Below are 23002 nucleotides of genomic sequence, written 5' to 3'. Positions count from 1 at the left end.
CACAATTGGAAAGAGATGTGCTCTAGATATCATATTATTTAATAGGGAGTTAAATAATTATTGATGCAATAGAAGATATCATGCCAGATTTAAGGATGTGCTGACTTGAGGCCAAAGCCTCAAGTCAGCACATCCTTAAATCTGCGAGCACCGCAGGCGCGAGAAATAGACGCCAGATGATGGAGCAAGAGGTATATGTGCATTTTGCATATATACCTCTCTCGTTTTTGCACTAAAGTAGAGATTTATCTAGAGGCATATGAGAAAGGGCGTGCGAGACGTTGCTGGTGCGCTTGCTTGTTCGTCGGGAGAAGTGTCCAGCCTATTGGACGCTCTATCTAGCTTATACTATCTGTCTCATGCGCGGGAAAAATAGAAAATAAAAATGTCAGAGTCTCGCGTCGTCTCAAAGAAAGTCTTATTGCGGTGAAACTACAACGTGCTGATCTCGCTATTCTTCTGGCCAGTGTCCTCTGGGGACTAAATTTCTGTACTGTAAAAATTCTTGTGATGTATTTACCTCCTCTTCTAGTGGGTTTTCTGCGCTTTTTTCTCTCTACGCTTGTCATGATGGCGATGTTGAAGTGGATGGAAGGGAATGTCAAGGTCGCCTGGAGAGATTTTGGCGCGCTGGTGGTCGCGGGTGTTCTTGGCTTTGGGGCGCAGCAAATTTGTTTTCTCTATGGATCGTACTTCGCTGAGGCTTCGATGGGCGCGCTGCTGAGCGCCTTTACCAGCGCGATTATGACGCTTGTAGCCTCGCTGGTTGCGCGTGAGCGTATGACAGGCCTGATGATTGGGGGCCTGCTCGCGGCCTGCGGCGGGATGGTGCTGGTTGTATTAGGGAAGGGAAGCCTGGGCACGATTACTCCTGCGAGCTGGATTGGCCTGGGCCTGTACTTTGTGGCGGGTCTCTTGAGTGGGTTGATGCCCCTGCTGACGCGGCGCTCGCTGACGCGTTATTCATCCTTGCGGGTCACGACCTGGACGCTCTTCGTGGGTGGTGTGTTCTTCATTATTCCAGGAGGGGCGAACGTACAAAATGCACATATAAGCGTGTTGCCCCCAGTGGTTATTCCCGCGCTGCTCTTCACAGCGATTGGTGCGACGGCGGTGACCAATATGTGCTGGAACTATGGTCTTGCGCGCGTGGGCGTGGTACGCCTCTCTATCTATGGCTATCTCCCTTCAATTCTGGGCGTGCTTATGGCGGCTGCGCTCCTGGGCGAGATGCTTACACCAGCCCAGTGGTTGGGCACAGCCTTAACAATGGGTGGCGTCCTGGTTTCACAGATCAAGGGCCTGAATATACGCAAGTTTGGCAAGTCTCTCTTTTCCAGGAAGGAAGAACTTGTGCTCCTGGTGGATGAGTGTGCAGGGGGCGATTAAGCTGCTTAAAGCAGTAACGAGAAGGAGGGGTGCAGACTGCACCCCTCCTTCTCGTTACTGCCCCTTCTTGTGATGCGACTCCTTGTGGTGTTTCATCACGGTACGAGCGGCTACCTCTTCGGCGCGGTCGCCGTAGCGGCCACTCTTCTCGGCAGTTTCTTTAATGTGTTCATACTGGCGCTGTTCTTTCGCGCCAACACCCTTCAAAGGTCTCTTCTGAGGCATAGAGCCACCTCCTCGTAGCGTAAGGCCCTTGTGTGGGCCAGGCTATTAGACGAGGGCGCTTACCGTTTACTACACCTCGGCGCGGCGATAGCGACGCCGGCGGGTCAGACCATAGGTCAGGAGGTGCCAGAGGGCGACCAGAATGATGGCGCCCAGTAGCGCCCGGAAAAGGGGTACACCAAACAACACGAAATCGCCGATGCCAGAGATGACAATTACTTGTGTCATCAGCCAGATGCCAACAAGAGCGGCGATAATAGCGCCCACAATCCCTAAAGGAAGGCGCCAGCCAACAATATATTCAGCAACGAGACCAACAATGGCGGCGATAACCAGGTAGAGAATGATATTCCAGCCAAAGCTCCAGACGTTATCCCCAAGACGGATCGTAATGCCATCCGCCAGCACAAACAGGGATGCTAACATAAGTGACCTCCTTGTATGCATAACGACGTGATGTAAATCATTGAAAATGCCTCAATATCAATGCTTAGCTATATTACGGAGTAACGTGCATTCTTGGTTTCAATTGGCTGAGATAGTCCTTTGCACCAGTGGTGCTCAGAGGAAAAGGGGTGTGGATGGAAAACAGCAAAGCCGTTTTTCCATCCACACCCCTTTTATCTCAATGTAGGATCCATACTGGCAAGAATAGGGGACGTGTTGGCGCGATGAGTGTGATTAATGGTATGCTTGAAAACAAGATTTCACTCATCGTCCTCATCATCAGGAAACGAAAGGTATTTATTGCGCATGGCAGACGGTAAACAGGGGTTGTTGCGGAAGCAGGGATTGGGAACAGAGGAGTTACAGGAGATCGAGCAGCTCGCGGCACAGTGTGAGCAGTATGAGCAACTGGAGATGAAGCTAAACTGGAATGTGCTACGCGAGCGCCCCGCGGGTGAGACAAACGACTTTCTCTATTATGAACAGGGCCAGCTCGTGGGCTACCTGGCACTCTTCTGCTTTAATTCGCAAGAGGCCGAAATAAGTGGGATGGTGCATCCTGCATACCGCCAGAGAGGTATTTTTCGCACATTATTCCAGGCGGCAACCCAGGAGGTGCGTCGTCGCGGCGTTCCACAGATCCTCTGTATTGTTGAGCACAAGTCGCAAGCAGGCCAGGCTTATATTCAGACACTTGACACACGCTTCCATCATGCCGAATACAAAATGGTGCTACAAGAGCCACGCCTGCCGGGCAAGAGTATTGAGGGGCTGACCTTTAGACAGGCCCAGCCGGAGGATGGCATGCTCCTGGCGCATATTACGGCGGTGGCCTTTGATATGCCGCGTAGCGAGGTAACCTGGTATAGCCAGGGGAATGGGAATGTAAATTTAAGGCGCCCATCCTATCTAGCGCAACTGCGCGATGTCTATATTGGGAAACTGGATGTCTCGCTGGGTGAGCAGGAAGCCTATATTATTGGCTTTGGGGTGTTGCCAGAATTCCAGCACCGGGGCTATGGGCGCCAGTTGCTGGCCTATGCCATCCAGGAGACCCTAAAGCGTAATCCTGGGCGTATTGTGCTGGAAGTCATGACGGAGAACCAGGGGGCGCTCTCGCTCTACCAGTCCTGCGGCTTCCAGGTTGTCACCAGTTATGATTACTATAGCTATCCAGTCAGCCGCTAAATTATAAGGTCCAGGCTGGCTTGGACTCCGAGCGAAGCGACAATGTGATGAACACGATGCCAGTTGCTAAAGAAGTGAGATAAACATGGGGCAGCCAATTTGTAAGGCCTGTGGGCAGCCTATTGCAGGTCGCTTTCTGACCGCCCTGGATGCGACCTGGCATCCTGAACACTTCCTCTGTGCCGCTTGTAAGCGCCCGATTACGGATGCACGCTTTACGCCGCACCAGGGGCGGCCATATCACCAGGATTGCTATGCACGCGAGATCGCGCAGCATTGCGTCTATTGCGGAAAGCCGCTCCTGGGCATGTACAGGATGGATTACTGGGGCAATGCGTTTTGCCAGGAACATGAGAACGCATACCCGTCGTGCGACTTTTGTGGTCGCCTTATCCCTCCCCAGGACCAGGAGCGCGGTGCCGAGGTGGTACGCTGTCGCATCTGCCGGGCCAGCGCCATCGAAACGGTCGAAGAGGCTCGCCCGCTCTTTAAACAACTCATTCAATGGGTGGGCGCACAAGGGCTACGCTATCATCAGCTCCCGCTCAGTCTGGAACTCTGTACGAAAGCGAAGCTGCGCCACTATTTGCACGAGAATGGGCCGACTCATTCGCTGGGCGCGACCATGAGTGTCTCCTACGCCCAGGAGGGGCAGGCCCTGCGCTCTGAGGTGAGCGGGGTCGCGGTCTTGCAGGGCCTGCCCGCGCTTGTATTTGAGAGTGTGGTCGTGCATGAACTGGGCCATGTCTGGCTAGTGGTCCAGGGCGTCCCTTGGGCAGAAGCGTGGCGCGAAGAGGGCTTTTGCGAAGTACTCTCCTACCGCTATTTACGCTCCCGGGATACGGCGGAGAGCCGCTTTCGCGCTGAGAATATGGAGCGCAACCCCGATCCTATCTACGGCGAGGGCTTTCGCCGCATGCAGTCCCTGATTGAGCGCAAAGGCTTTGCGCGCTTCATCGAAGAACTGGAGCATAGCAAACGCTGGCAGTAATATATTGTGTACAGAAGGCGCCCTGCGTGTGTCATGACACACGCAGGGCGCCTTCTGTACACAATATATTACATGTTTTCGATCCATTCGACCTGCTGAGCTTCTGTCAGGTCGGGGACCTCTAGTTTGTTTAACAGACGCTGCAAGACGGCCTCTGGCACATAGGTGCGGCGAGCGCGATTGCGTTCCAGGAGTTGTGGGAGGGATGCATCAAGGTAGACCAGCCGCACGCGCGCGCCATAGGAGACGAAGAGATCAATAAGTTGCTGTCGCAATTGGTGTGTAATATTGGTCGCGTTCCAGGCGAAGGCCATTTTTTGACGAAGCATGACCCGGGCACGCTCACGCGCAGCCTGGATAACGCGACCCTGATCATCGGTCGGGGCGATATGTAGCTCCCTGCGTAGCTCATCAAGCGAGACGACTGGCAGTTCCGGCACATTGGTTTTGAGCCAGGTATCCTTCCCGCTGCCAGGCAGGCCCGACATCAGCACCACCTCAAATTGCGTCTCGTCATAGGCGACATAGGACGGATCACTCTGCTCCTTTTGAAAGTAGGTGAAGCGGCTATGCGAGGTTGCGAACTGGCGCGGCGCGTCATAGCACTCCTGCTCCTGGCAGAAGGCATTGAAGAGCTCAATGCGCGTGAGTAGCTCGTCTTGATCGGCACAAATGCGACCCCGCACATCCGCCTCAGCCAGCAGGGTGAGATGAGAGAGCCGCACGCTCTGGCTGGCCTCAATCACGCTCCGCTGGGGGTTAGGGCTATCCAGAAAGCGCAAGGGAAGTCCATGGAAGCGCACAAGGCGCGCGATATATTCCCTAGCCTGGAGCGCGACGGGCGGGAGTTCCTGCCCATCGCAGAGTATCCGACGTGTAAGCAGCTCGCCCTTCCGGGCGTGCCCACGCGAAGAGATGCGCCCATCGGCTGCCAGGTGTGTCATCGCGGGCTTTCCCACATCGTGGAGTAGAGCCGAGGCAAAGAGTAGCGAGCGCTCAGAGGCGGGAAAGCTGCGCCAAGATGGGAGCGCGATCATAGCCTCCGCGACCATGCGTGTATGGATGAAGACATCGCCTTCGCCGTGATATTCTGGCTCCTGGGGCGTACCCGCAAGGTCGCGGACCCAGGAGAAGCTCTCTGCCAGGCCGTTCCAGTCTAGCTTCCAGTCTGGTGGCTGAGGCGTGAGAGGAAAGGTCCAGGTATCTGCTGGTTGGGTGTTTGCTAACATGCTATGATCCTCATGTTGACTCTTGCTGACGGTTTATAGATCTTATTCCGAAACCCAACGTCACTGGCGTGCCTAGCGCTTCCCCCATTCGGGACCACCTAGTCTCCATTCAGGGGCAAGCGGTGGCACCCCCATTCGGGGGCACAGCGGCCGCGCGCTCAGGGGTTTCGGATCAGAAGATACTAGAAAAGCTCGACGCCCGGGCGGAGGCGGTTGGGAAGGATGGGGCGATCCAGCCAGTGGCTCTCCGAGTCAGAGATGGTCTGGAGAAAGCTAGAGCGCACATATTTGTAGCGCTCTTTGACCTCGCCTTGCTCCTCCACTTTGATATACAGCCCCTCCATCAGGGGCGAGGTGTCCGTCTCCTTCAGGACGCGCTGAACGTCCAGCCCCCGACTACGACAGTTTGCCTGCAAGATATCCAGGTGCTCCTCGTTGATAAAGTGAGAGTGCCCAATCAGGGCCGTTAATTCCTGGGGCGCCTGAATGGTTCCCGTGTAGAGCACCTTTACCGAGACTACGAACGGGAGCGGGCGTAGCAGTTCCTGTCTGCGTTGTGTGCTCAGAAACCGTCCGGTACGCTTGTCAAGGATATCAAACTCCATAAAGTAGTGGGGCAAATCGGTATAAAAGACGGTGTGCTTGGCATAGAGCCACTCGCCATAGAGCACATAGCGCTCGCCCAGGACATCCCATAGTTCAAAGGTATAGCGACTGGCCCAGGTCTTGAAGAGATGGAACTGCTTCTCACGCGGACCCCCGTTCAGGAAGTGTCCCCGGCTCTGGAGGAGAAGCTGTCCCTGGCTATCAAAGCTAATCGCGGTATTGGCCCCATCCATCTTCTCTTCAACTACGAGATAGCGACCGGCGAACTCCTGGAGGGGGATAAGCGCGAGATCTTCGTCTCCGCGTTGTATACCTGAACCCTCGATATGCTGTGTGCGTGGATATTTGTAGATGTTAATATTGGTACTCATGACGGCATAGCATCCTTGTCTGAAAACCCTGGAGGGAATAGCATAGAGAGCCGGCAGAGACACGCCAGGCGCTCTGCTGGTAGCACTGCCTGCTTAATTGCTCAGGCAGAAGGGTTGAGGGTGGTCAGGGCAAAGGGATTATGGCACCAGAGCCGGAGCCGGAGTCGGAGTTGTCTGCTGCCGGGTGAGAAGCAGGTGGGTGCATATGAGGGCGCGCTGAGGCAGATCTCCCCTGGCTGTTTGATGTATCTGATGCATATGTCTCTCTTCCCGGCACTAAAAATATATCTCTGCTAAAAAGAATAGTACCATATACATGAGCCTTATGTACAGGGGAATTCCTGGTATGTTGAAGAAGAGATGGTTGGTGAATAATTACCCATCAACCATCTCTTCTTCAACACAATCTAATCCTCGCGGCGAGGGAAAAGGGCCTCGGGGGCCTGGGACATGGCCAGTTGATCACTGTCCTGGGCCTTGGGCAGAGCCTGTTGGAGCGCGGGAATAGGATCTGCCTTACAGACTGAGGCGGGCTGGTTATTGGTGGCCTTGCAGATGGCTGCTGTAAAGGTATTAGCCACGCCCAAAATGCTTTTGGAAACGTCGGAGCTTGAGTCTGAAAGCTTCTCCGCAATCTGCTTCTGTGAGAGGTTGGAGATGACCTCAACATTAAAGCTAGGGCCAATCGCGAGATACTGGTTAGCGATATCCACGAAAGGGAAGCCGCCAGCGTATTGCTTGTCAATGTAGGGCGATCCGTTATAAGTGTTAATCAGCTGTTGTTGCTCGCTAGTGGGCGTCTGGAGTGGCTCATAAAAGTTGCCAGAGCGCTTGTTGGTAAACTGCTCGACTGTGTCCAGGTCGATATAGTTGCTTTGATATTTGCTGCCATAGAAGCTGACAGTTGAGAGATTGGGCGGGCTATCCTCAGCGGCCGAGGTGGTTTGTGGCAGAGCGCTAAAGGTTCCAAAGCGGCTCAGGGCCACGACCAGCGCCCAGCGCTCCCCTGCGCAGTAGGGGCAGAACTCGGCGCCAGAGTAGAAGATCTTGGGCTTGCCATTGGCGCCTGTCAGAATGGGTGGCTTATTCTGTGTGGCCTTGAGGAAGGGCTGCACTCCGCCATCGCCCACCGTGCTCAGCGTTGCGGGATCAATGCTGGTCACCGCTTTGAGAACCTCGGGATCGGTCGGGCCGGAAGCACCCGGGGCTTGATTTTGCTGGCCTACGTAAATAAAGATGCCAATAACGGCGAGAAAGGCGAGGAGAATGCCACCAATCAGAAGCCAGAGCGATCTGCGCTGGCGGGTCGCGCGACGCCGAATATTTCGACCTGTATTTCTATTTGGGCCGCGATTGGAGCCGGGCGAGGTGGGACGAGGGCGTGCCTGTGTCTCTCCTCGCACAGGACCAGATGTGGGCGGCTGTGCATTTTTCTTCCGGGTTTTTGCCATAGTGCATGCCTTTCAATGAGTGTGAGTGTGTCAGGGTGATTATAGCATTATCTTTCTGCCTGGCCCATTCTGGTACCTGCTTCCTATGTGTGGGAGGTCTGATAGCTAACGATGAGAAGAAAGGATTGCATCTTGCATACCATGCGCCTGCCACTGGAGGGGACGCACCACCGGGGCGATGATGATGCCTGGAACAGTGCCGCTATTCTGGCCGAATTGCTCCGCCGCAGTCGAGAGGAACGAGGCGAGCCTCTCGACTGCGGCGAAAAAAAAGGCGCCCCAAAGCGTGTTATGAAATGGTGAATGATATGGAGTTCACTCGCCCTTGCTCTGGTTGTTGAGTGCAGGCCCCCAGGCTGAAATATGTGTGGGCGTCAGCATGATCACAGGTTGCTGTTCCAGGAGCATAGCACGGTACTGGACATAGCGCACCCGCAGGAGCTTGAGCGCGTGGGCGTGCGCCTCGTGTCCGGGATCAATCAATTCGGCGTGACAGTGAACCTGGACATAGCCCAGGTGGCTCCAATCATCTTCGTACTGGTCAATAAGCAGGGCTACCTCAGGGCGGGCTTGAATATTGCGCACGCGCTGGAGCCGTGTTGGCGAGACGCTCTTCGGCTTTTCGTCGAGCGGTGTGTAGAAGCGTTGTCCGTCAAAGGCATAGCAGACGGGTATAGCGTGTGGCGTCCCCTGGGCATCTGAGGTGGCCAGACGAGCGACACGCTGGTGACGGACAAACGTCATCTCTGTTTCAGTGAGTGGTGCTTGATGATGCATGTTTCTTATACTTTGTTTGTAAAGGAATTTTATTGAGTAGTTCTAGATACTCTAGGCACTCTAGATATTATAGTTTCATGGCTTACCCAGGTGGCAAGGGGAAAAGAAAATTTCTTTGCTGGTTTGCATGACCTTTCCCACCCACATCCCCTTACCAGAAGGCTCGCGTAGAGAGCCGAGGCAGAGACTCGCGAAGAATGGAAAAGCACTGGATGGGTAGGCGTTGAGGTTGTTTCTGGTAGAAAGGTTTTTGTAGATATGTCCTTAGCGCAGATTGCAGAATCCTCACGGGCGCAGGCGAGCGAGGAGATCCGGCGTTTTCGCTGGCGCTTCCCTTTATTGCTTGTATGCTTGCTTGCGACCCTAACCTGGCAGGTAGTGATGCGTGTAAACGCGCCCGCGGCCGATACCCCGCTCAGCCTCTTTCTGGTCCTGTATGTAGGAAGCTTCCTGCCTTATGGCCTGGCCTGTGCGCTGATCTTCTGCACGCCAGCGCCGCGAGGTCGCCAGCGTTGGCTGGAGTTGGGTGCCATCCTGCTGAGTGGACTGCTGATGCGTGCGCTCTTTCTGCCGCTGGAACCCAACCTTTCGCGCGATTCCTGGCGCTACCTCTGGGATGCCAGGGTCACATTACTGGGCTATAGTCCCTACGTCTATGCCCCTTTTGATCCCCACTTTGCGCACATACGCGACTTTATCCTTGCGAACAGCCGCTTTCGCACGGCCCCCTCTATCTACCCTCCCGTGGCGCAGGGTATCTACCTTCTCAGCTATCTCCTGGCGCCGAGCAATCTGCCTTTCCTCAAAGGCATCTTTGTGCTCATGGACCTGGTAAGCTGTGGTGGAATCGCCTACTTGCTTGCGCGACGCGATGGCGATTGGAGCCGCTGCATCCTGTATGCCTGGTGTCCGTTGCCGATCATCGAGTTTGCGCTCCAGGGTCATGTTGATGCCAGCACCGTCATGTTCTGCGTCCTGGCGGTGGTCTGTGCCCAGGGAAACTGGCGTGGGAGTCGCGTGGCGACTGGCCTCTTTATCGCCCTGGCCACGCTCACCAAGATCTACCCCATCCTCCTGTTGCTGGTGTTAATGCGGCGTCGTGATTGGGCTATGCTCCTGACCTGCGTGTTAACGATTTTTCTGGCATATGTGCCATATCTTATCCTGGGGCATGGCCAGGTGCTGGGCTTCTTCTCCACGTATGCGAGCGAGCAGCAGCCAAACGCTGGCCCGGTCTACCTCATCCTGGTGAAGTTGCAGACCCTCATTCCCAATCCCCTCGCGGCTAAATTGCTCTTCTACGCCAGTGAACTTGTAGTCATGGGAGGAGTGGCTCTAGGTATCCTATGGATGCGTTGGCGTAAACGCATCAGTGTTGAAGCAAGCGTACTTGTGCTCTATGGCGCGGTCTTCGCGGTCTCCTCGCATATCTTTCCCTGGTATGTGCCGACGCTCCTGCCCTGGATCACCCTGCTATTTCCTATAGCGTGGCGCTCTGAGCGGCGGACCCTTAGCATCGGGCTGGCAGCGCTGGTTGCTTGCTACTTCGCCTTTGCCACACTAGGCGGCTACTTCGCGCACACCACACCCGACTGGAATCTCTACTACCTCCTTGCCTATCTGCTACCCCTGCTCCTCCTGGCCTGTGCTGCAGTCCTGGCACGTTGGCGCCATAGACGCATCAGTGGGAAGGGGATACTAGCAGCAACCCCCTCCACAAGTAAACATACCAGTTAAACATAAGACATCCCCAACTTTTGCCATCCCGAACTTTTCACAGTATGCAGTGTAAAAATGCCGCAGGCATTTTTACACTGCATACTTGAACGCTCTGCGAGCCACGTAGTGGCAAGAAGTCTTAAGCACAAAAAACGAACTTTTTCCAGGTTGCAAAAGCAGGTATCATTAAGCGTGTCAGCGAAGAGAGATGTGTCTTTTCCTTATGCTCAAACAGAAGTCAGGGAACCTATATGCAAAACAAACAAATGCAAGAGCGTCCACGCTCCGCGCCTCCTAAATCTCTATCGAGGGCGGGAGCCATCCTCTTCTCTTCGCTATGGGGACTATGTGCAGGTCTGATAGCAAGCCTTCTGGCGGTGGTTACCATGGGCGTGCTGTTCTTCGTTGTTGGCACGCCGACGCCCCCGGAGCTATTCGGGGATTATGTCCTCAAACATATTGATGTTGGCACCTTTATCCGGCTCTTAATCATGTTCTCTCCCAACTCGAAGACGACGCCGCTTGGACTGGCCCTGCTGGCCATGATCGCCATTGGCACTATGTTGGGCCTGGTATATGCCTTCCTGGTCCAGGTGCGGCTCCCCGCGCAAGGTGTGCTACCAGGGCGTAGAGAGTGGGTCGTCGCGCTACTGCTGACCCTGCTTATGACTCTCACTGGTGTATTGCTCTTCAATGACGAGGCGCGGCAGAACCATTACGGTCTACCTGTCCTATGGGCAACCATCGCGACTGACCTGGCGTTCCTACTCGATTTCGCTGTGTATAGTGTCGCGCTCTGTCTCCTCTACCGCCTGCTCCTGCCAAAGCAAGCGGCTGAGAACGAGGAAGAGGGTGTACGCAGGCGCAGGCAGGCACTCTCGCGTGTGGGCGTGGCCGCGCTGGGCCTGGTGAGCGCGGGCGGTGCGGCGGGCCTGCTACGGGGCTACCTCAACGAGTACGCGGCCTATGATGGCATCAAGACGGTCTCCAATGGTGAGAAGACCGTTCCCATTACGCCTAATGACGGGCACTATGTCGTCACACAGAACACTGTTGACCCAAATCCCAATATTAACCTGTGGCGCCTGGAGGTGAATGGGCTGGTCAAGCGTGGAGGTACCTATACCTATGACGAGGTGCAACGCTTGCCATCGACTTCGCGCGCGATCACCCTCGAGTGTATTGCCAATGGTCCAGGTGGGCATTTGATGGGAACCGCCGTCTGGCAGGGTGTCACACTCAAAACCTTGCTTGAGCAGCATGGAGGCGCGCAGCCCGAGGCCACGCATGTCGCTTTTTATAGTGTTGATGGCTATACCGTCAGCCTACCGCTCAAAGAGGTTTTGGAGGCGGATGCCCTGCTTGCTTGGCGTATGAATGGAGTGGAGGTTCCGCAGAAGCATGGCTACCCCATGCGTGTGTTGATTCCCGGTCGCTATGGTGAGGAGAATCCTAAGTGGCTCACACGTGTTGAACTGACCAATCATTTTGTCGGTGGTCTCTATTCAGATCAGGGTTGGTATAATGGCTCACTGCATATGACCAGTCGCATCGACTATCCACGAGGAAGCGTGGCCGCAGGAGCAAGCGTCGAGGTTGGTGGCATTGCCTATGGGGGCGACAAAGACGTCCAGCATGTCGAGGTTAGCACCGACGATGGACAGACATGGAATGATGCCACGCTCACCACGCGGCTCTCCAAAGATGCCTGGGTCTTCTGGACCTGGCAGTGGAGGCCACAGCAGGCGGGCCGTTACACGCTGGTGTGTAGGATGACCAACGGCGTAGGCGAGGTGCAAACGGGGAAAATTCAAGGCACAGTCCCCAAAGGCTCGACTGGCTATCACAAGGTCACTATTGAGGTAAAGTAAAACAAAGAGAGGGTGTGTGGGCAGCCTCGCCCACACACCCTCTCTTTGTAATGTGTTTGCTTAGAGCAGGCCCTGCTGCTTCAGGAAATCGGTGGCGACCAGGGTCACAGCACGCGAGACCGAGGCTCCATCGCTTTTCTTCTGCGCCACCTGGGTCTGCAACTGAATGCTGACATCGGTGGTCAATTTGGGCGCCAGGGGATTGAGCACCGAGGCGATATCAGGATACTTCTGGGCGATATCGTTGCGCACCACAGGGGCGGGATTGAAGGCCGGGAAGCCGTTCTTATCGTCCTTCAAGAAGACGAAGCCACCCTGGGGCACGGTCGCGTCCGTACCGTAGCAGACGGTGATCTGGGCCTTGTCGCTCTTTACAGCGTCGAAGCCCAGAGCATAGTCGACGGTCTGAGTGCTCTTGAAGCTCTTAGTGGTGAGACCATAGACCTTCTGTAGACCATCAACGAACGAGACACCATCGCTGGGTGAGGTCAGCGCCAACTGCGAAGCCTTGGCCTTCACATCCGAGATAGAGGTGATACCAAGCTTCTGTGAGGTCTCTTTCGAGGTGCAAAGCGCATAGCCATCGTTGAGCGGGGCTGCATCCAACCAGGTCAATTTATAGTTCGTATTGAAGCCATCCTTCACCGCCTGGTAATCCTTCTGGGGATCATAGGTGGTGGGCACCTGCAACTTGTTCAGACCAGTGGCAGTGAACTCAGGATAGATGTCGATTGAGCCACTACTGATGGCCTGAAATACGATATTGCTATTGCCCAGAGCGGGTTTCTCCGTGACCTTGTAGCCAGCTTTTTGCAGCAGGAGCGTATACATCTTGGTGAGCAACTGCGACTCTACGTCCAGTTTGCCGCCGACGACGAGGTTGCCCTTGGGCGTGTTGCCACTGCCAGTGTTGCTGGAGGATGAATTGCCGCTCGTGCCACAGGCCGAGAGCAGTATTAGCAGGACCAGGATCAAGGCCCCAGCAGATTTGGTTTTTAGTGAATGTAAGAACATAAAAAAACTTCTCCTTGTTTGGGAAAACACAAAGAATAGATCGTGTCTGCTCTCCAGGGAAGGAGAGCAAACACGAGGGATCGATCAGGAAACCTGAGACTGCGGCGTGCCGCTCGACTCACGCAACCCTGCGGGAGTGAGCACACGCTGCAGAATCTCCATGAAGCCCTCTACAATCAAGGCGATAATCGCGACCGGGATCGCACCAGCGAGAATCTCGGTGTTGTCGAGCTTGTAGAGGCCATCGACAATGTAGACGCCATACCCATCGGCACCAATAAAGGCGGCAAGCGTCGCGGTAGCAATAATCTGGATCGCGGACGTGCGAATGCCGGCGGCGATAATGGGCATCACGAGTGGGGCCTGGACGCGGCGAATAATTTGCCAGGTCGTCATGCCCATACCCCTGGCGGCGTCGATCATGGCCGCATCGATGCTACGCAGCCCGGTATAGGTATTGAGCAAAATGGGTGGAATACCTAGAATAATCAGTGCCACCGCCGCAGGTGTAAAGCCCAGGCCTAGATAGGGCAGAACCGCGATTAAGAAGGCAATGATTGGGATGGCGCGCATCAAACCACTGAGGTTGATGGCGATAAAGCCTAGAATGGCGCTGCGTGAGACCACGACCCCCAGGCCAACACCGATTACAATAGCGATCACAATGGTAAAGGCGCAGATTTGCAGGTAGGTCGTCGTCTCATAGAGAAAGTTATGCGACGGATCGGCGATATAATTCCAGATGCTGTTCATATATGTAAAAGGCCTCTCTTCCTCAAGCCACCGAAAGCGCGCTACGACCACGGTTGAGCAGGGTTTGTACGCCCAGTAGTAGCAGGTCGGTCACAATCGCGAACAGGCTGAGCAGAATGGCTCCCGCCAGGACAGCATCCATATCGCGGCTGGTGATGTTTTTAAAGATCAGGTCGCCCAGGCCGCCCTCACCTACCAGGGATGCCAGCGCCGCAATACCGATAATGGTTACCGTCGCGATGCGTATGCCCGCGATAATTACCGGTAGCGCCAGGGGTAGGGTCACGCGAAAGAGGAGCTGCGTTCCGTTCATACCCATCGCGCGCGCCGTCTCAATTAAGAGCGGATCGATGCCATTGAGCGCGGCGGAGGTGTTGCGGATCAGCACCAGTTGTGTGTAGAGAATGAGCGGAATAATAGCCGTCGTAAAGCTCAGACCTGTAATGGAGATGAGCACTCCTAGCAAGGCCAGGCCGGGAATGGTATACAGCAGATCCATAAACGTAATCACCGGCAGCGCCAGCTTGCGATAGCGCGATATCAGGATTCCAAGTGGGATCGCGATAACCAGCGAGATCAGCATACTGACTCCCACCAGGAAGGCGTGTTGTGAAAGCAGGTTTGGAATGCTCTCCGGGTCCGTCAAATCATAATTGTAAGCGCTCAGTAAATAATGCATAACACTCCTCGTCCTTCAAAAGCGCAATGGAATACATCATCGCGGCATATATAAGCCTCGCGAGACAGAATCAGGCGCGAGACCCTTCTGGCTGGTTAGGCTGGGACTGCTGGCCGCGATGACGTGAAATCTCGCGGTTAATGCTGGCAAGGGTGATGTTGCCTTGAGGTTGAGTGGAGTCAGAGTTGGTGACGGTGAGTGCGGGAGAGCCGGTGGAGAGGAGTTGAAGCATTGCATCAAGCAGAGTTGCATCTGGTGAGCAGGTAGCCGCATCGCCCCAGTGTGCCGACGAAACCGCCTCAGGCCGGTTATCAAGCGCTGTTGAAACGGGCAGGTATTGTAGCTGGCGTAGAGTATTATCCGCGCCCACGAGCTGGCTGACAAACCCATTAGCAGGACGCGCGAGCAGTTCCACAGGCGAGCCAATCTGTACCAGCTTGCCCTCAGACATGACGGCGATCTGGTCGCCCAGCTTAAATGCCTCATCGATATCATGCGAGACGAAAAGAATGGTCTTATGTACGTCGCGTTGAATGCGCTGAAGTTCGTCCTGCATGCGCGCACGTGTAATTGCGTCCAGGGCGCCAAAGGGCTCGTCCATGAGCAGAATCGCCGGGTCGGTAGCCAGGGCGCGGGCCAGGCCAACACGCTGCTGCTGTCCGCCAGAGAGCTGGCGCGGGAAGCGCTTGCGATAATCCGCCGGTGGCAGTCCCACCAGGTCCAGTAGCTCATCAACGCGCTTGTTGAGGCGTTGTTTCTCCCAGCCCCCCGCGATTTCAGCGGTGACGCGGACATTTTCCCCTACCGTCATATGCGGGAAGAGACCGACCTGCTGAATAACATAGCCAATGCGGCGGCGCAACTGGATCGTGTTCTCCTTGAGCACATCCTTCCCATCAATGATGATCGCACCCGAGGTTGGCTCAATCAAACGATTCACCATACGCAGAAGGGTGGTCTTACCGGAGCCAGAGGTGCCAACAAGCACGCAGGTGCTTCCTTCAGGTACTTCAAAGCTAACGGCATCGACGGCCGGTTTTTGCGTCTTGGGATAGAGCTTGGTAATCTCTTGAAAGGCAATGGTTGCCATAAATAAAACAACTCCCTCGTCTTAGCTTACTATCTTTAAAATACCGAAAAGACCAATAGCCCCGGGCTAGCTGGCACAGAAAATTGCTCACCAGAGTCTATAACACAATGGATGAGCCATTTTATGCCCAAAAAACCTCTCTATATTATACGAGACGGCTTATAATTTGGTTGAGATATGTCGTTGCCAGGCGGCTAGCAAGCAAAAAGCAGCGGGAGGGCAAGCCCCTCCCGCTGCTTTTTGCTTGCTAGCTATTTCACCACGACGGTAAGATTCATTCCTGGATGGACGGTGCAATAGAAGTGAAAGGTGCCGGCGGTATTAAAGGGGCCAACGGCCTGACTATCGTTCCCATTAAATTGGACATTGACCTGGGGAGCGCCATTTTCGGTAAGGGTCTTGGCCGTGTTATCCTGCCAGGTCCCGTTCGCGACAACGTGTACCATGGAGACATCATTGACAATATTGACCTTCTCGCCTTTATGGATGGTGATGGAGGCGGGTTCAAAGGTCAGTTCTTTCATATGGACGCTATTGGGGAGGTTGCTCGTGTTGCCTCCCGTAGCGCAGGCCGCAAAGAGCGTGGCGACTGTGCAGCAAAGGAGGAGTAGCGCGATCAGCTTTTTCACAGTTTGAGAATCTCCTGGAAGTAATAGAATGGCAGGGCCTACCCACAAGGCGGCGCCCTGCGCAGATAGCGTGCTTTTATTATTCTGGTCCTATTATAAGTATCGGTCAGTATCGGTGTCTACCTGAGAATTGTTCAATTCGCACCTGAAAAACTATCAGGTAAGTACCCGAGATACACGATAGCCAGTAAGTAGCCGCGTACGCCAGTAGCGGGCCTAGTAGAAGGTCCAGCCCACGAGGCGCATATCGGTACCATCGGCGATATCTGCAAAGGGGGTCAGGGTGCCCATATCGAGCGAGCCGTAGTACAGTTTGCGGTCGGAGCTATGAGGATCGGTCTCTTGCAAGGCAAAAAGCTTGCTATCTTGCGTGACATTCGACCAGGCATACTGGGAATATGGACAAAGCGACTGACCACCTGTTGTGTCATCGGTGAGGCGTGTGAGGCCTGTGCCATCGGTATTCATACGCCAGAGGCCGTTCTGGCTGGTATCTCCACTGCCATTCTCGACCATGAGTAGCAGCATTGTTGGCGAGACGGCGCGCAGTATCGTGACCGCTTGATTGAGATGCGCGATGGGCTGAGGGGTGCCACCCATTGAAGGCTGGACGCTAATGGTGGTTGGCCCGGTAGCTGAAAGTCCATTGCTGGCATCACAACTGGCGACATAGAGCTTTGTGGTATCGTAGCTCACATCGAAGCTACCACAGCTCCAGTTCTGGCTGAAGAGCTTTTGCAGATCAGTATCATGCTGATTAGATCCCTGAATGATATCCAGCGCATATAAATCGTTGCGTGGCGCGCCAGAGTTGGGTATAAAAGAGGTTAAGAGAACGTGTGTATTGTCCAGCCAGGTAGTTGGTGTATAAGCCAGATTATGTTGTGGTTGCAGGAGGAGTTGTAGCGAGCCCGAGGCCAGGCTAAGCAGGTAGAGCGATGGCTTGCCGCCATCATTAGGATACTGATTAAAGACTACGTTTTGTCCATTGTACGAGAGTTGCATATTGGCAATATGGTTATTGGCAGGAGCGCAATAGAGCGTCTGTTGCTCCTGTCCATCTATGCGAACCAGGCGTAGTTGACTGATACCATCGCTATGCAGGATATAGGTGATCCATTGACCACCCTGCATGAGTTCGCCCTCGTCAATATGGAGGTTAGGTATGCCTATGATGGGCGTGCCTCTGGTGTTATCATCGATATCACGGCGTTTCAGTGTCCCCCGGGTCGGCGCATTGTCAGGGCCTTCATTGACGATATACACAACCTGGCGATGGTTGCCTGGTGTGATCGATTGAATACTTGCAGTCCGGGCGACATTGCCAGCGGGGCAATCCGTCGTGATGGCTGCTGGCGCAGGTTTTCCCCCTGTCTCGGAAGTGGGGGAAGCTTGTGTTACGATTTGTGGTTGCGGTGTGTTGGATTGGCGATTGCCGATATAGCCTGTGCTGTACAGGATGGCAAAGATACTGGTGGCGAGTGCGATTCCAATAAAGAGGTAGGTGAAGAGCGGGAAGCGATTGGCTTTCTGCGCAGGCGGAGGTGTCGGCAGAGTGGATGCGGATGTTGACTGCCTGGTCGAGAGTTGCGACTGGGCCTGTATGGCGGTAGCCTGCTCCTGTATCTGGCGTATCTCTGATGATGGAGGACGTGAACTATTCATCGATGCAGCGGGAGCAGGAACATGCCGGAAGGCTGTGCTGCCAGCATTAGGTAGCATGGGGGGTGCCAATTGTGTCTGGAACGGGTTTACTGGAGGTGTCCTCCCATTGCCCAGTGCCGTAGGGGTGTTTGTGTATGTCCTGATAGGCGTCCCAGTGTGGATCGCCTCTTCCAGAGCCTCGCGAAAGGCGGCAACCGATTGGAAGCGCTGCGTAGGATCTTTTTCCAGGGATTTGAGTACTACCGCCTCAAGTTCAGGCGAAATTGCAGAGTTAAGGACATGAAGGGGACGTGGAGGCTCATACAGGTGTTTCACCATGAGGGCGACTGCGTCGTCGGCGTAAAAGGGGCGCTGGCCGGTCAATAGCTCATAGAGTACAACACCAAGCGCGTAGATATCGCTCGTCTTATCTGGCCTGCTCTGGATCTGCTCTGGCGCCATATAGTCAGGTGTGCCCTTGATGGCGAAGCTATTGGTGTGCGTGACATCCTGTGCCAGGGGCTTATTCGTCGTGTGCTCTACAATCTTGACGAGGCCGAAATCGGAGAGCATAAGCGTCTTCTCGTTTTTGAAAAGGATATTGCCGGGTTTAATATCGCGATGAATCAGGCCTTGTTGGTGAGCATATTCCAGTGCATTCAGAACTTGATAGATAAAAGCGAGTGTCTGCTCAAGAGGAAGTTGCCCCTGGTGTTTGTGTAGATACTCTTTGAGGGAGCCTCCAGGCATGTAGGGCATAACCAGGTAGGCGCAGGTATCCTGTTCGCCGTACTCATAGACGGGGAGAATATGTGGATGATCCAGGCGAGCCAGCACGCGTGCCTCACGCGTAAAATGTGCAAGGAATTCCGCTCGATTGGCCGCCTGGAGTTCGGGCTGAAAGACTTTTACCGCAACCTGGCGCTGTAGATGTATGTCTTCTGCCAGGTAGACGGTCGCCGTCCCACCCCGACCCAGTTCGCTCAACAGTCGATAGTGACCTAATATTGTTCCTAGCATGCTGTTATTTCCAGTAATATAGAGAAAATTTAACTATGTTAATTCGCGCCTATTATAGCAGATACGTACTTAGTATAAAAGAAAGAGATGCAGTTGTACGTCTTGCTATAGCTATTTATTATGCGAAGTTAACAGACAAAAACTCACACTACTCATATTTTATTTACAGTATTGCGCTTGACAGGGGAGAATGAATTGTGTATGCTTGACTCTATACAAAATCAAAGAGCGAACGCGCTGATCAGGATCAGTAGGCGTGCTGGTGTACTCTAGCAGCGAGCCGAGAGAGTGAAAGTCGGTAGAGTGGCCTCGTCGAACCCACCTGGGAGCGTCAGTGATAAACTGACCGGAGTCCTTCACCGTTATGCAGGAAGGGGCGGTTCAACAGCGACCGTCAGAGTGGAAACGTGTCGTGAGACATATTTCAAATAAGGTGGTACCACGGGCCAATAACCTCGTCCTTATCTAGGGCGAGTTTTTTTATTGTCTTTATTCATGGGTATGATCTTATTCCGAAACCCAACGCCACTTCGTGTCTAGCGCTTCGCGCTCAGGGTTTTCGGATAGGAAGATTTGGACGCCGAGAGGGGATGCTATGAGCCAGAAGGAAAAGTTTGTTGAAGAACTTGTCGATCAAGAGGATGATTTCTCTGCCTGGTATAACCAGATTGTACGCAAGGCGGAGCTAGCGGACTACGCGCCTGTGCGCGGTTGTATGATTATTCGCCCCTATGGGTATGCGCTCTGGGAGCATATTCAGTCGCTGCTGGACCAGCGTTTTAAAGATACCGGCGTCATGAACGCCTACTTCCCCCTGCTCATTCCACGCAGCTTCCTGGAGAAAGAGGCTGAGCATGTCGAGGGCTTCGCCCCTGAGCTGGCCTGGGTGACGCGTGGTGGCGGCGAAGAACTGGAGGAACCCCTGGCGATTCGCCCGACCAGCGAGACGATCATCGGCCATAGCTACTCCCGCTGGGTGCAGAGCTATCGCGACCTGCCGCTGCTCATCAACCAGTGGAACAATGTGATGCGCTGGGAGAAACGCACGACCCTCTTCCTACGCACCTCCGAGTTCCTCTGGCAAGAGGGCCATACCGCGCATCGTACGCTGGAAGAGGCCGAGGAGCGCACGCGCATGATGCTGGAGGTCTACCGCGACTTCGCCGAGAATGACGCGGCTATCCCCGTGATTCCGGGCCGTAAGACCGAGAATGAGAAGTTCGCTGGTGCCCTGCGCACGTACTCCATTGAGGCCCTGATGGGTGATGGCAAGGCCTTGCAGTCCGCGACTAGCCACAACCTGGGGCAGAATTTCGCCAAAGGCTTCGACATTCAGTTCCTGGACGCGGACGGCGAGCGCAAATACTGCGCCACCACAAGCTGGGGCCTGAGCACACGTATGATTGGTGGCATCATCATGGTGCATGGCGATCCGTCTGGCTTGATCCTGCCGCCTCGCCTGGCACCATTCCAGGTCGTTATCGTTCCTATCTGGCGTAAGGACCAGGACCGCGCCGTTGTCTTTGAGGCCGTTGAGCGTTTGCAGAAGATGCTCAAGGGCAAGGTGCGTGTCAAGGTTGATGATAGCGATAACACCCCAGGCTGGAAGTACAACGAGTGGGAGATGCGTGGCGTTCCTGTGCGCCTGGAGATTGGCCCCCGCGATGTGCAGAACAACAACGTCGTACTGGTCAGCCGCCTCGACCGCTCCAAGGAGTTCGTCTCCATCGATACCCTGGAGACCCGCCTGCCCGAGAAACTGGATGAGATCCAGAAGGCGCTCTATCAGCGTGCCCTGGAGCATCGCGAGAAGAATACGCACTATACCGAGGACTACGAGGAGTTTAAACGTATCATCGCCGAGAAGCGCGGCTTTGTGCGCGTCAAGTGGGCCGAGGATAGCGCTGCTGAGCAGGCCATCAAGGACGAGACCAAGGCCACCATTCGGGTCATCCCCTTTGACCAGCCCGAGGGCGGCGTCAAGGGCAAGTGCATCTATACCGGCAAGCCCGCCACCTGCGAAGCCATCTTCGCTCGCGCGTATTAATATGTTCTGAAGATTGAAGGCCCTGGTTGCCCTAGGGCAACCAGGGCCTTCAATCTTCAGAACGAAGTTGGACTAGGAGAGAGATCATGCGTTATTCACAGCTTTTGGGGGGAACGCTGCGCGAGCGCGCACATGATGTTGAGAGTACGAACCTGGACCTGTTAACCCGGGGTGGCTTTGTACGCCAGCTTACCTCTGGCGTGTATAGCATGCTGCCGCTGGGTGAGCGTGTTATGCGCAAGCTCACGGAGATCGTGCGTACGGAGATGGAGAGGATAGGAGGTCAGGAAGTCTCGATGCCTGTGCTGCAACCGCGCGAGATCTGGGAGGTCAGGCCGCAGTCGGGGAAAGCTAGTCGAGCGGAGGGATATGGCCCGGTCCTCTTTAGCCTGCATGATCGCCGTGAGCGCGAGCTTGTCCTGGGGCCGACGCACGAAGAGATTTGCACCCTCCTGGCACAAGAGTTTATCCGCAGCTATCGAGATCTGCCACGCCTGGTCTTCCAGATTCAGCGCAAGTTCCGCGACGAGCCGCGAGCGCGTGGTGGACTCCTGCGCCTGCGCGAGTTTCTCATGAAGGACCTCTATAGCTTTGATGCCGACGAAGAGGGCTTGAACGCCAACTTTGAACTCGTGCGCGAGGCCTATTGCCGTATCTTTGCACGCTGTGGCCTGGATTTTATCGTCGTCGAGGCCGATAGCGGCGCCATTGGAGGCAAGGAATCGCTGGAGTTTATCGCCCTGACCGAGGCGGGAGAAGACACCATTCTGCGTTGCACTGGCTGTGGCTACGCCGCCAACGTCGAAAAGGCCGAGTTCGTGCGCCTGGAGCGCGTCTCCGCAGAGGAGCGGGCGCTGGAGGAGGTCTACACGCCGGACTGCAAGTCGATCAGCGACCTGGCGGCTTTCCTGAGCATATCCGAGGGCGAGACCATGAAGGTGGTTTGCTATAGTGCAGGTGGGCAGTTGGTAATGGCCGTGGTACGCGGTGACCTGGATATCAATGAGATCAAGCTGACTAATGTCATCACAAAGCGGGGTCTCAACGCCACTGATTTGCGCCTGGCAACGGGGGAAGAGCTGGAACGTGCGGGCATTGTCGCGGGCTATGCCTCACCCCTGGGCGAGAACAAGGCTCTGCTGATCATCGCTGATCACTCCCTTCGTTCAGGCAACAACCTTGTCGCCGGAGCCAATCGCGCCGAGTATCATCTCAAGAACGTCAACTATCCGCGTGATTTCCGCGTTGATACCTGGGCGGATATTGCCTCGGCCTATGAGGGCGCCGTCTGTGTACGCTGTGGAGGAAGCTTGCATGCCCTGCGTGGCTGTGAACTGGGGCATATCTTCAAGCTTGGCACCATCTATTCCGATCTCTTTAATGCTACCTTCCTGGATGCCGAGGGGCGCACACAGCCGCTGATCATGGCCTCGTATGGCATTGGTATCTCGCGTCTGCTGGCCTGCATTGTCGAGCAGCAGCATGATGCGCGAGGCCTGACTTGGCCGCTGGCGGTCGCGCCATATACCGTCTCGCTGGTGGGAATCGATCTGGAGAAAGAGGAGATCGATCGCGCGGCCGAACAGCTCTATGCCGATCTCTGTGCGGCAGGCGTCGAGGTACTCTTCGATGACAGGCGCGAATCGGCGGGTATCAAGTTCAACGACGCCGACCTGCTTGGTCTACCGTTGCGTGCCGTCGTCAGCAAGCGTTCCCTCAAACAGGGAGGCGTGGAATTGAAGGCCCGCACAAGCCAGGCGAGCCGAATCGTTTCATTGAGTGAAGCACTGAACGAGATTCAACAAGTTCTGATGCAACTTTTATAATTAACGTGGTATGCAAGGTGTCGCAAAACGAGGTCC

20 protein-coding genes are annotated in these 23002 nt (G+C 54.9%); 8 read left to right on the top strand and 12 right to left on the bottom strand.

The window, feature by feature from the left end; all coding sequences use genetic code 11:
* Positions 1–426 precede the first annotated feature (426 nt).
* A complete protein-coding gene (locus JMJ16_RS23410; protein ID WP_201385421.1) occupies positions 427–1389 on the top strand; it encodes a DMT family transporter in 963 nt (320 codons plus the stop codon).
* 54 nt (positions 1390–1443) lie between these two features.
* Here JMJ16_RS23410 and JMJ16_RS23405 read toward each other — a convergent pair whose 3' ends face one another.
* Both JMJ16_RS23405 and JMJ16_RS23400 read right to left on the bottom strand, forming a co-directional pair.
* Positions 1444–1614 (bottom strand): hypothetical protein, encoded by a 171-nt coding sequence (locus tag JMJ16_RS23405; RefSeq protein ID WP_201385420.1) that lies wholly within the window; start codon positions 1612–1614, stop codon positions 1444–1446.
* Positions 1615–1683: 69 nt separating this feature from the next.
* On the bottom strand, positions 1684–2040 hold the full coding sequence (locus tag JMJ16_RS23400) for a hypothetical protein (RefSeq protein ID WP_201369349.1): 357 nt from the start codon (positions 2038–2040) through the stop codon (positions 1684–1686).
* A 327-nt stretch (positions 2041–2367) separates the two neighbouring features.
* Here JMJ16_RS23400 and JMJ16_RS23395 point away from each other — a divergent pair, with 327 nt between their 5' ends.
* Together JMJ16_RS23395 and JMJ16_RS23390 are read left to right on the top strand one after the other, a co-directional pair.
* Positions 2368–3249, top strand: coding sequence for a GNAT family N-acetyltransferase (locus tag JMJ16_RS23395; protein WP_201385419.1), 882 nt, complete (start codon positions 2368–2370; stop codon positions 3247–3249).
* 85 nt (positions 3250–3334) lie between these two features.
* Complete coding sequence (locus tag JMJ16_RS23390; protein ID WP_201385417.1) at positions 3335–4240, top strand: protein DA1; 906 nt, start codon at positions 3335–3337, stop codon at positions 4238–4240.
* 68 nt (positions 4241–4308) lie between these two features.
* Here JMJ16_RS23390 and JMJ16_RS23385 read toward each other — a convergent pair whose 3' ends face one another.
* The 3 genes from JMJ16_RS23385 to JMJ16_RS23375 form a co-directional block, all read right to left on the bottom strand.
* On the bottom strand, positions 4309–5469 hold the full coding sequence (locus JMJ16_RS23385; RefSeq protein WP_201385415.1) for an AAA family ATPase: 1161 nt from the start codon (positions 5467–5469) through the stop codon (positions 4309–4311).
* Between the two features lie 182 nt (positions 5470–5651).
* The gene (locus tag JMJ16_RS23380; protein ID WP_201385413.1) at positions 5652–6446 is read right to left on the bottom strand and encodes an RNA ligase family protein; all 795 of its coding nucleotides are present in this window, start codon (positions 6444–6446) and stop codon (positions 5652–5654) included.
* A gap of 407 nt (positions 6447–6853) precedes the next feature.
* Positions 6854–7897 (bottom strand): DUF929 family protein, encoded by a 1044-nt coding sequence (locus tag JMJ16_RS23375; protein ID WP_201385411.1) that lies wholly within the window; start codon positions 7895–7897, stop codon positions 6854–6856.
* A gap of 132 nt (positions 7898–8029) precedes the next feature.
* Here JMJ16_RS23375 and JMJ16_RS23370 point away from each other — a divergent pair, with 132 nt between their 5' ends.
* Entirely contained in the window at positions 8030–8200 is a 171-nt protein-coding gene (locus JMJ16_RS23370) for a hypothetical protein (protein WP_201385409.1), read from the top strand.
* A 12-nt stretch (positions 8201–8212) separates the two neighbouring features.
* Here JMJ16_RS23370 and JMJ16_RS23365 read toward each other — a convergent pair whose 3' ends face one another.
* Entirely contained in the window at positions 8213–8674 is a 462-nt protein-coding gene (locus JMJ16_RS23365; protein ID WP_201369342.1) for a TIGR03668 family PPOX class F420-dependent oxidoreductase, read from the bottom strand.
* A 258-nt stretch (positions 8675–8932) separates the two neighbouring features.
* Between JMJ16_RS23365 and JMJ16_RS23360 the strand changes: the two genes are divergently transcribed.
* Positions 8933–10411, top strand: a complete 1479-nt coding sequence (locus JMJ16_RS23360) for a glycosyltransferase 87 family protein (protein WP_201385407.1) — start codon at positions 8933–8935, stop codon at positions 10409–10411.
* Positions 10412–10644: 233 nt separating this feature from the next.
* Positions 10645–12264, top strand: a complete 1620-nt coding sequence (locus JMJ16_RS23355) for a molybdopterin-dependent oxidoreductase (RefSeq protein ID WP_201385405.1) — start codon at positions 10645–10647, stop codon at positions 12262–12264.
* Between the two features lie 60 nt (positions 12265–12324).
* Here the strand turns inward: JMJ16_RS23355 and JMJ16_RS23350 are convergent, their stop codons facing one another.
* The 6 genes from JMJ16_RS23350 to JMJ16_RS23325 all read right to left on the bottom strand — a co-directional run bounded on the left by JMJ16_RS23350 (position 12325) and on the right by JMJ16_RS23325 (position 19093).
* The gene (locus JMJ16_RS23350; protein WP_201385403.1) at positions 12325–13278 is read right to left on the bottom strand and encodes a glycine betaine ABC transporter substrate-binding protein; all 954 of its coding nucleotides are present in this window, start codon (positions 13276–13278) and stop codon (positions 12325–12327) included.
* 84 nt (positions 13279–13362) lie between these two features.
* Complete coding sequence (locus tag JMJ16_RS23345) at positions 13363–14031, bottom strand: ABC transporter permease (protein WP_201369338.1); 669 nt, start codon at positions 14029–14031, stop codon at positions 13363–13365.
* 22 nt (positions 14032–14053) lie between these two features.
* The gene (locus JMJ16_RS23340; protein ID WP_201369337.1) at positions 14054–14710 is read right to left on the bottom strand and encodes an ABC transporter permease; all 657 of its coding nucleotides are present in this window, start codon (positions 14708–14710) and stop codon (positions 14054–14056) included.
* 70 nt (positions 14711–14780) lie between these two features.
* On the bottom strand, positions 14781–15800 hold the full coding sequence (locus JMJ16_RS23335; RefSeq protein ID WP_201383320.1) for an ABC transporter ATP-binding protein: 1020 nt from the start codon (positions 15798–15800) through the stop codon (positions 14781–14783).
* A gap of 251 nt (positions 15801–16051) precedes the next feature.
* Positions 16052–16429, bottom strand: a complete 378-nt coding sequence (locus tag JMJ16_RS23330; protein WP_201385401.1) for a plastocyanin/azurin family copper-binding protein — start codon at positions 16427–16429, stop codon at positions 16052–16054.
* Positions 16430–16645: 216 nt separating this feature from the next.
* The gene (locus tag JMJ16_RS23325; protein WP_201385399.1) at positions 16646–19093 is read right to left on the bottom strand and encodes a serine/threonine-protein kinase; all 2448 of its coding nucleotides are present in this window, start codon (positions 19091–19093) and stop codon (positions 16646–16648) included.
* Positions 19094–19688: 595 nt separating this feature from the next.
* Here JMJ16_RS23325 and proS point away from each other — a divergent pair.
* Both proS and JMJ16_RS23315 read left to right on the top strand, forming a co-directional pair.
* The gene (gene proS / locus JMJ16_RS23320) at positions 19689–21140 is read left to right on the top strand and encodes a proline--tRNA ligase (protein WP_201369332.1); all 1452 of its coding nucleotides are present in this window, start codon (positions 19689–19691) and stop codon (positions 21138–21140) included.
* An 86-nt stretch (positions 21141–21226) separates the two neighbouring features.
* Positions 21227–22966, top strand: a complete 1740-nt coding sequence (locus JMJ16_RS23315) for a proline--tRNA ligase (RefSeq protein ID WP_201385398.1) — start codon at positions 21227–21229, stop codon at positions 22964–22966.
* Positions 22967–23002: the final 36 nt, after the last annotated feature.

The sequence above is a fragment of the Ktedonobacter sp. SOSP1-52 genome, assembly GCF_016587395.1.
The sequence above is the reverse complement of the archived record's forward strand: the minus strand, read 5'-3'. Positions and strand labels throughout refer to the sequence as shown.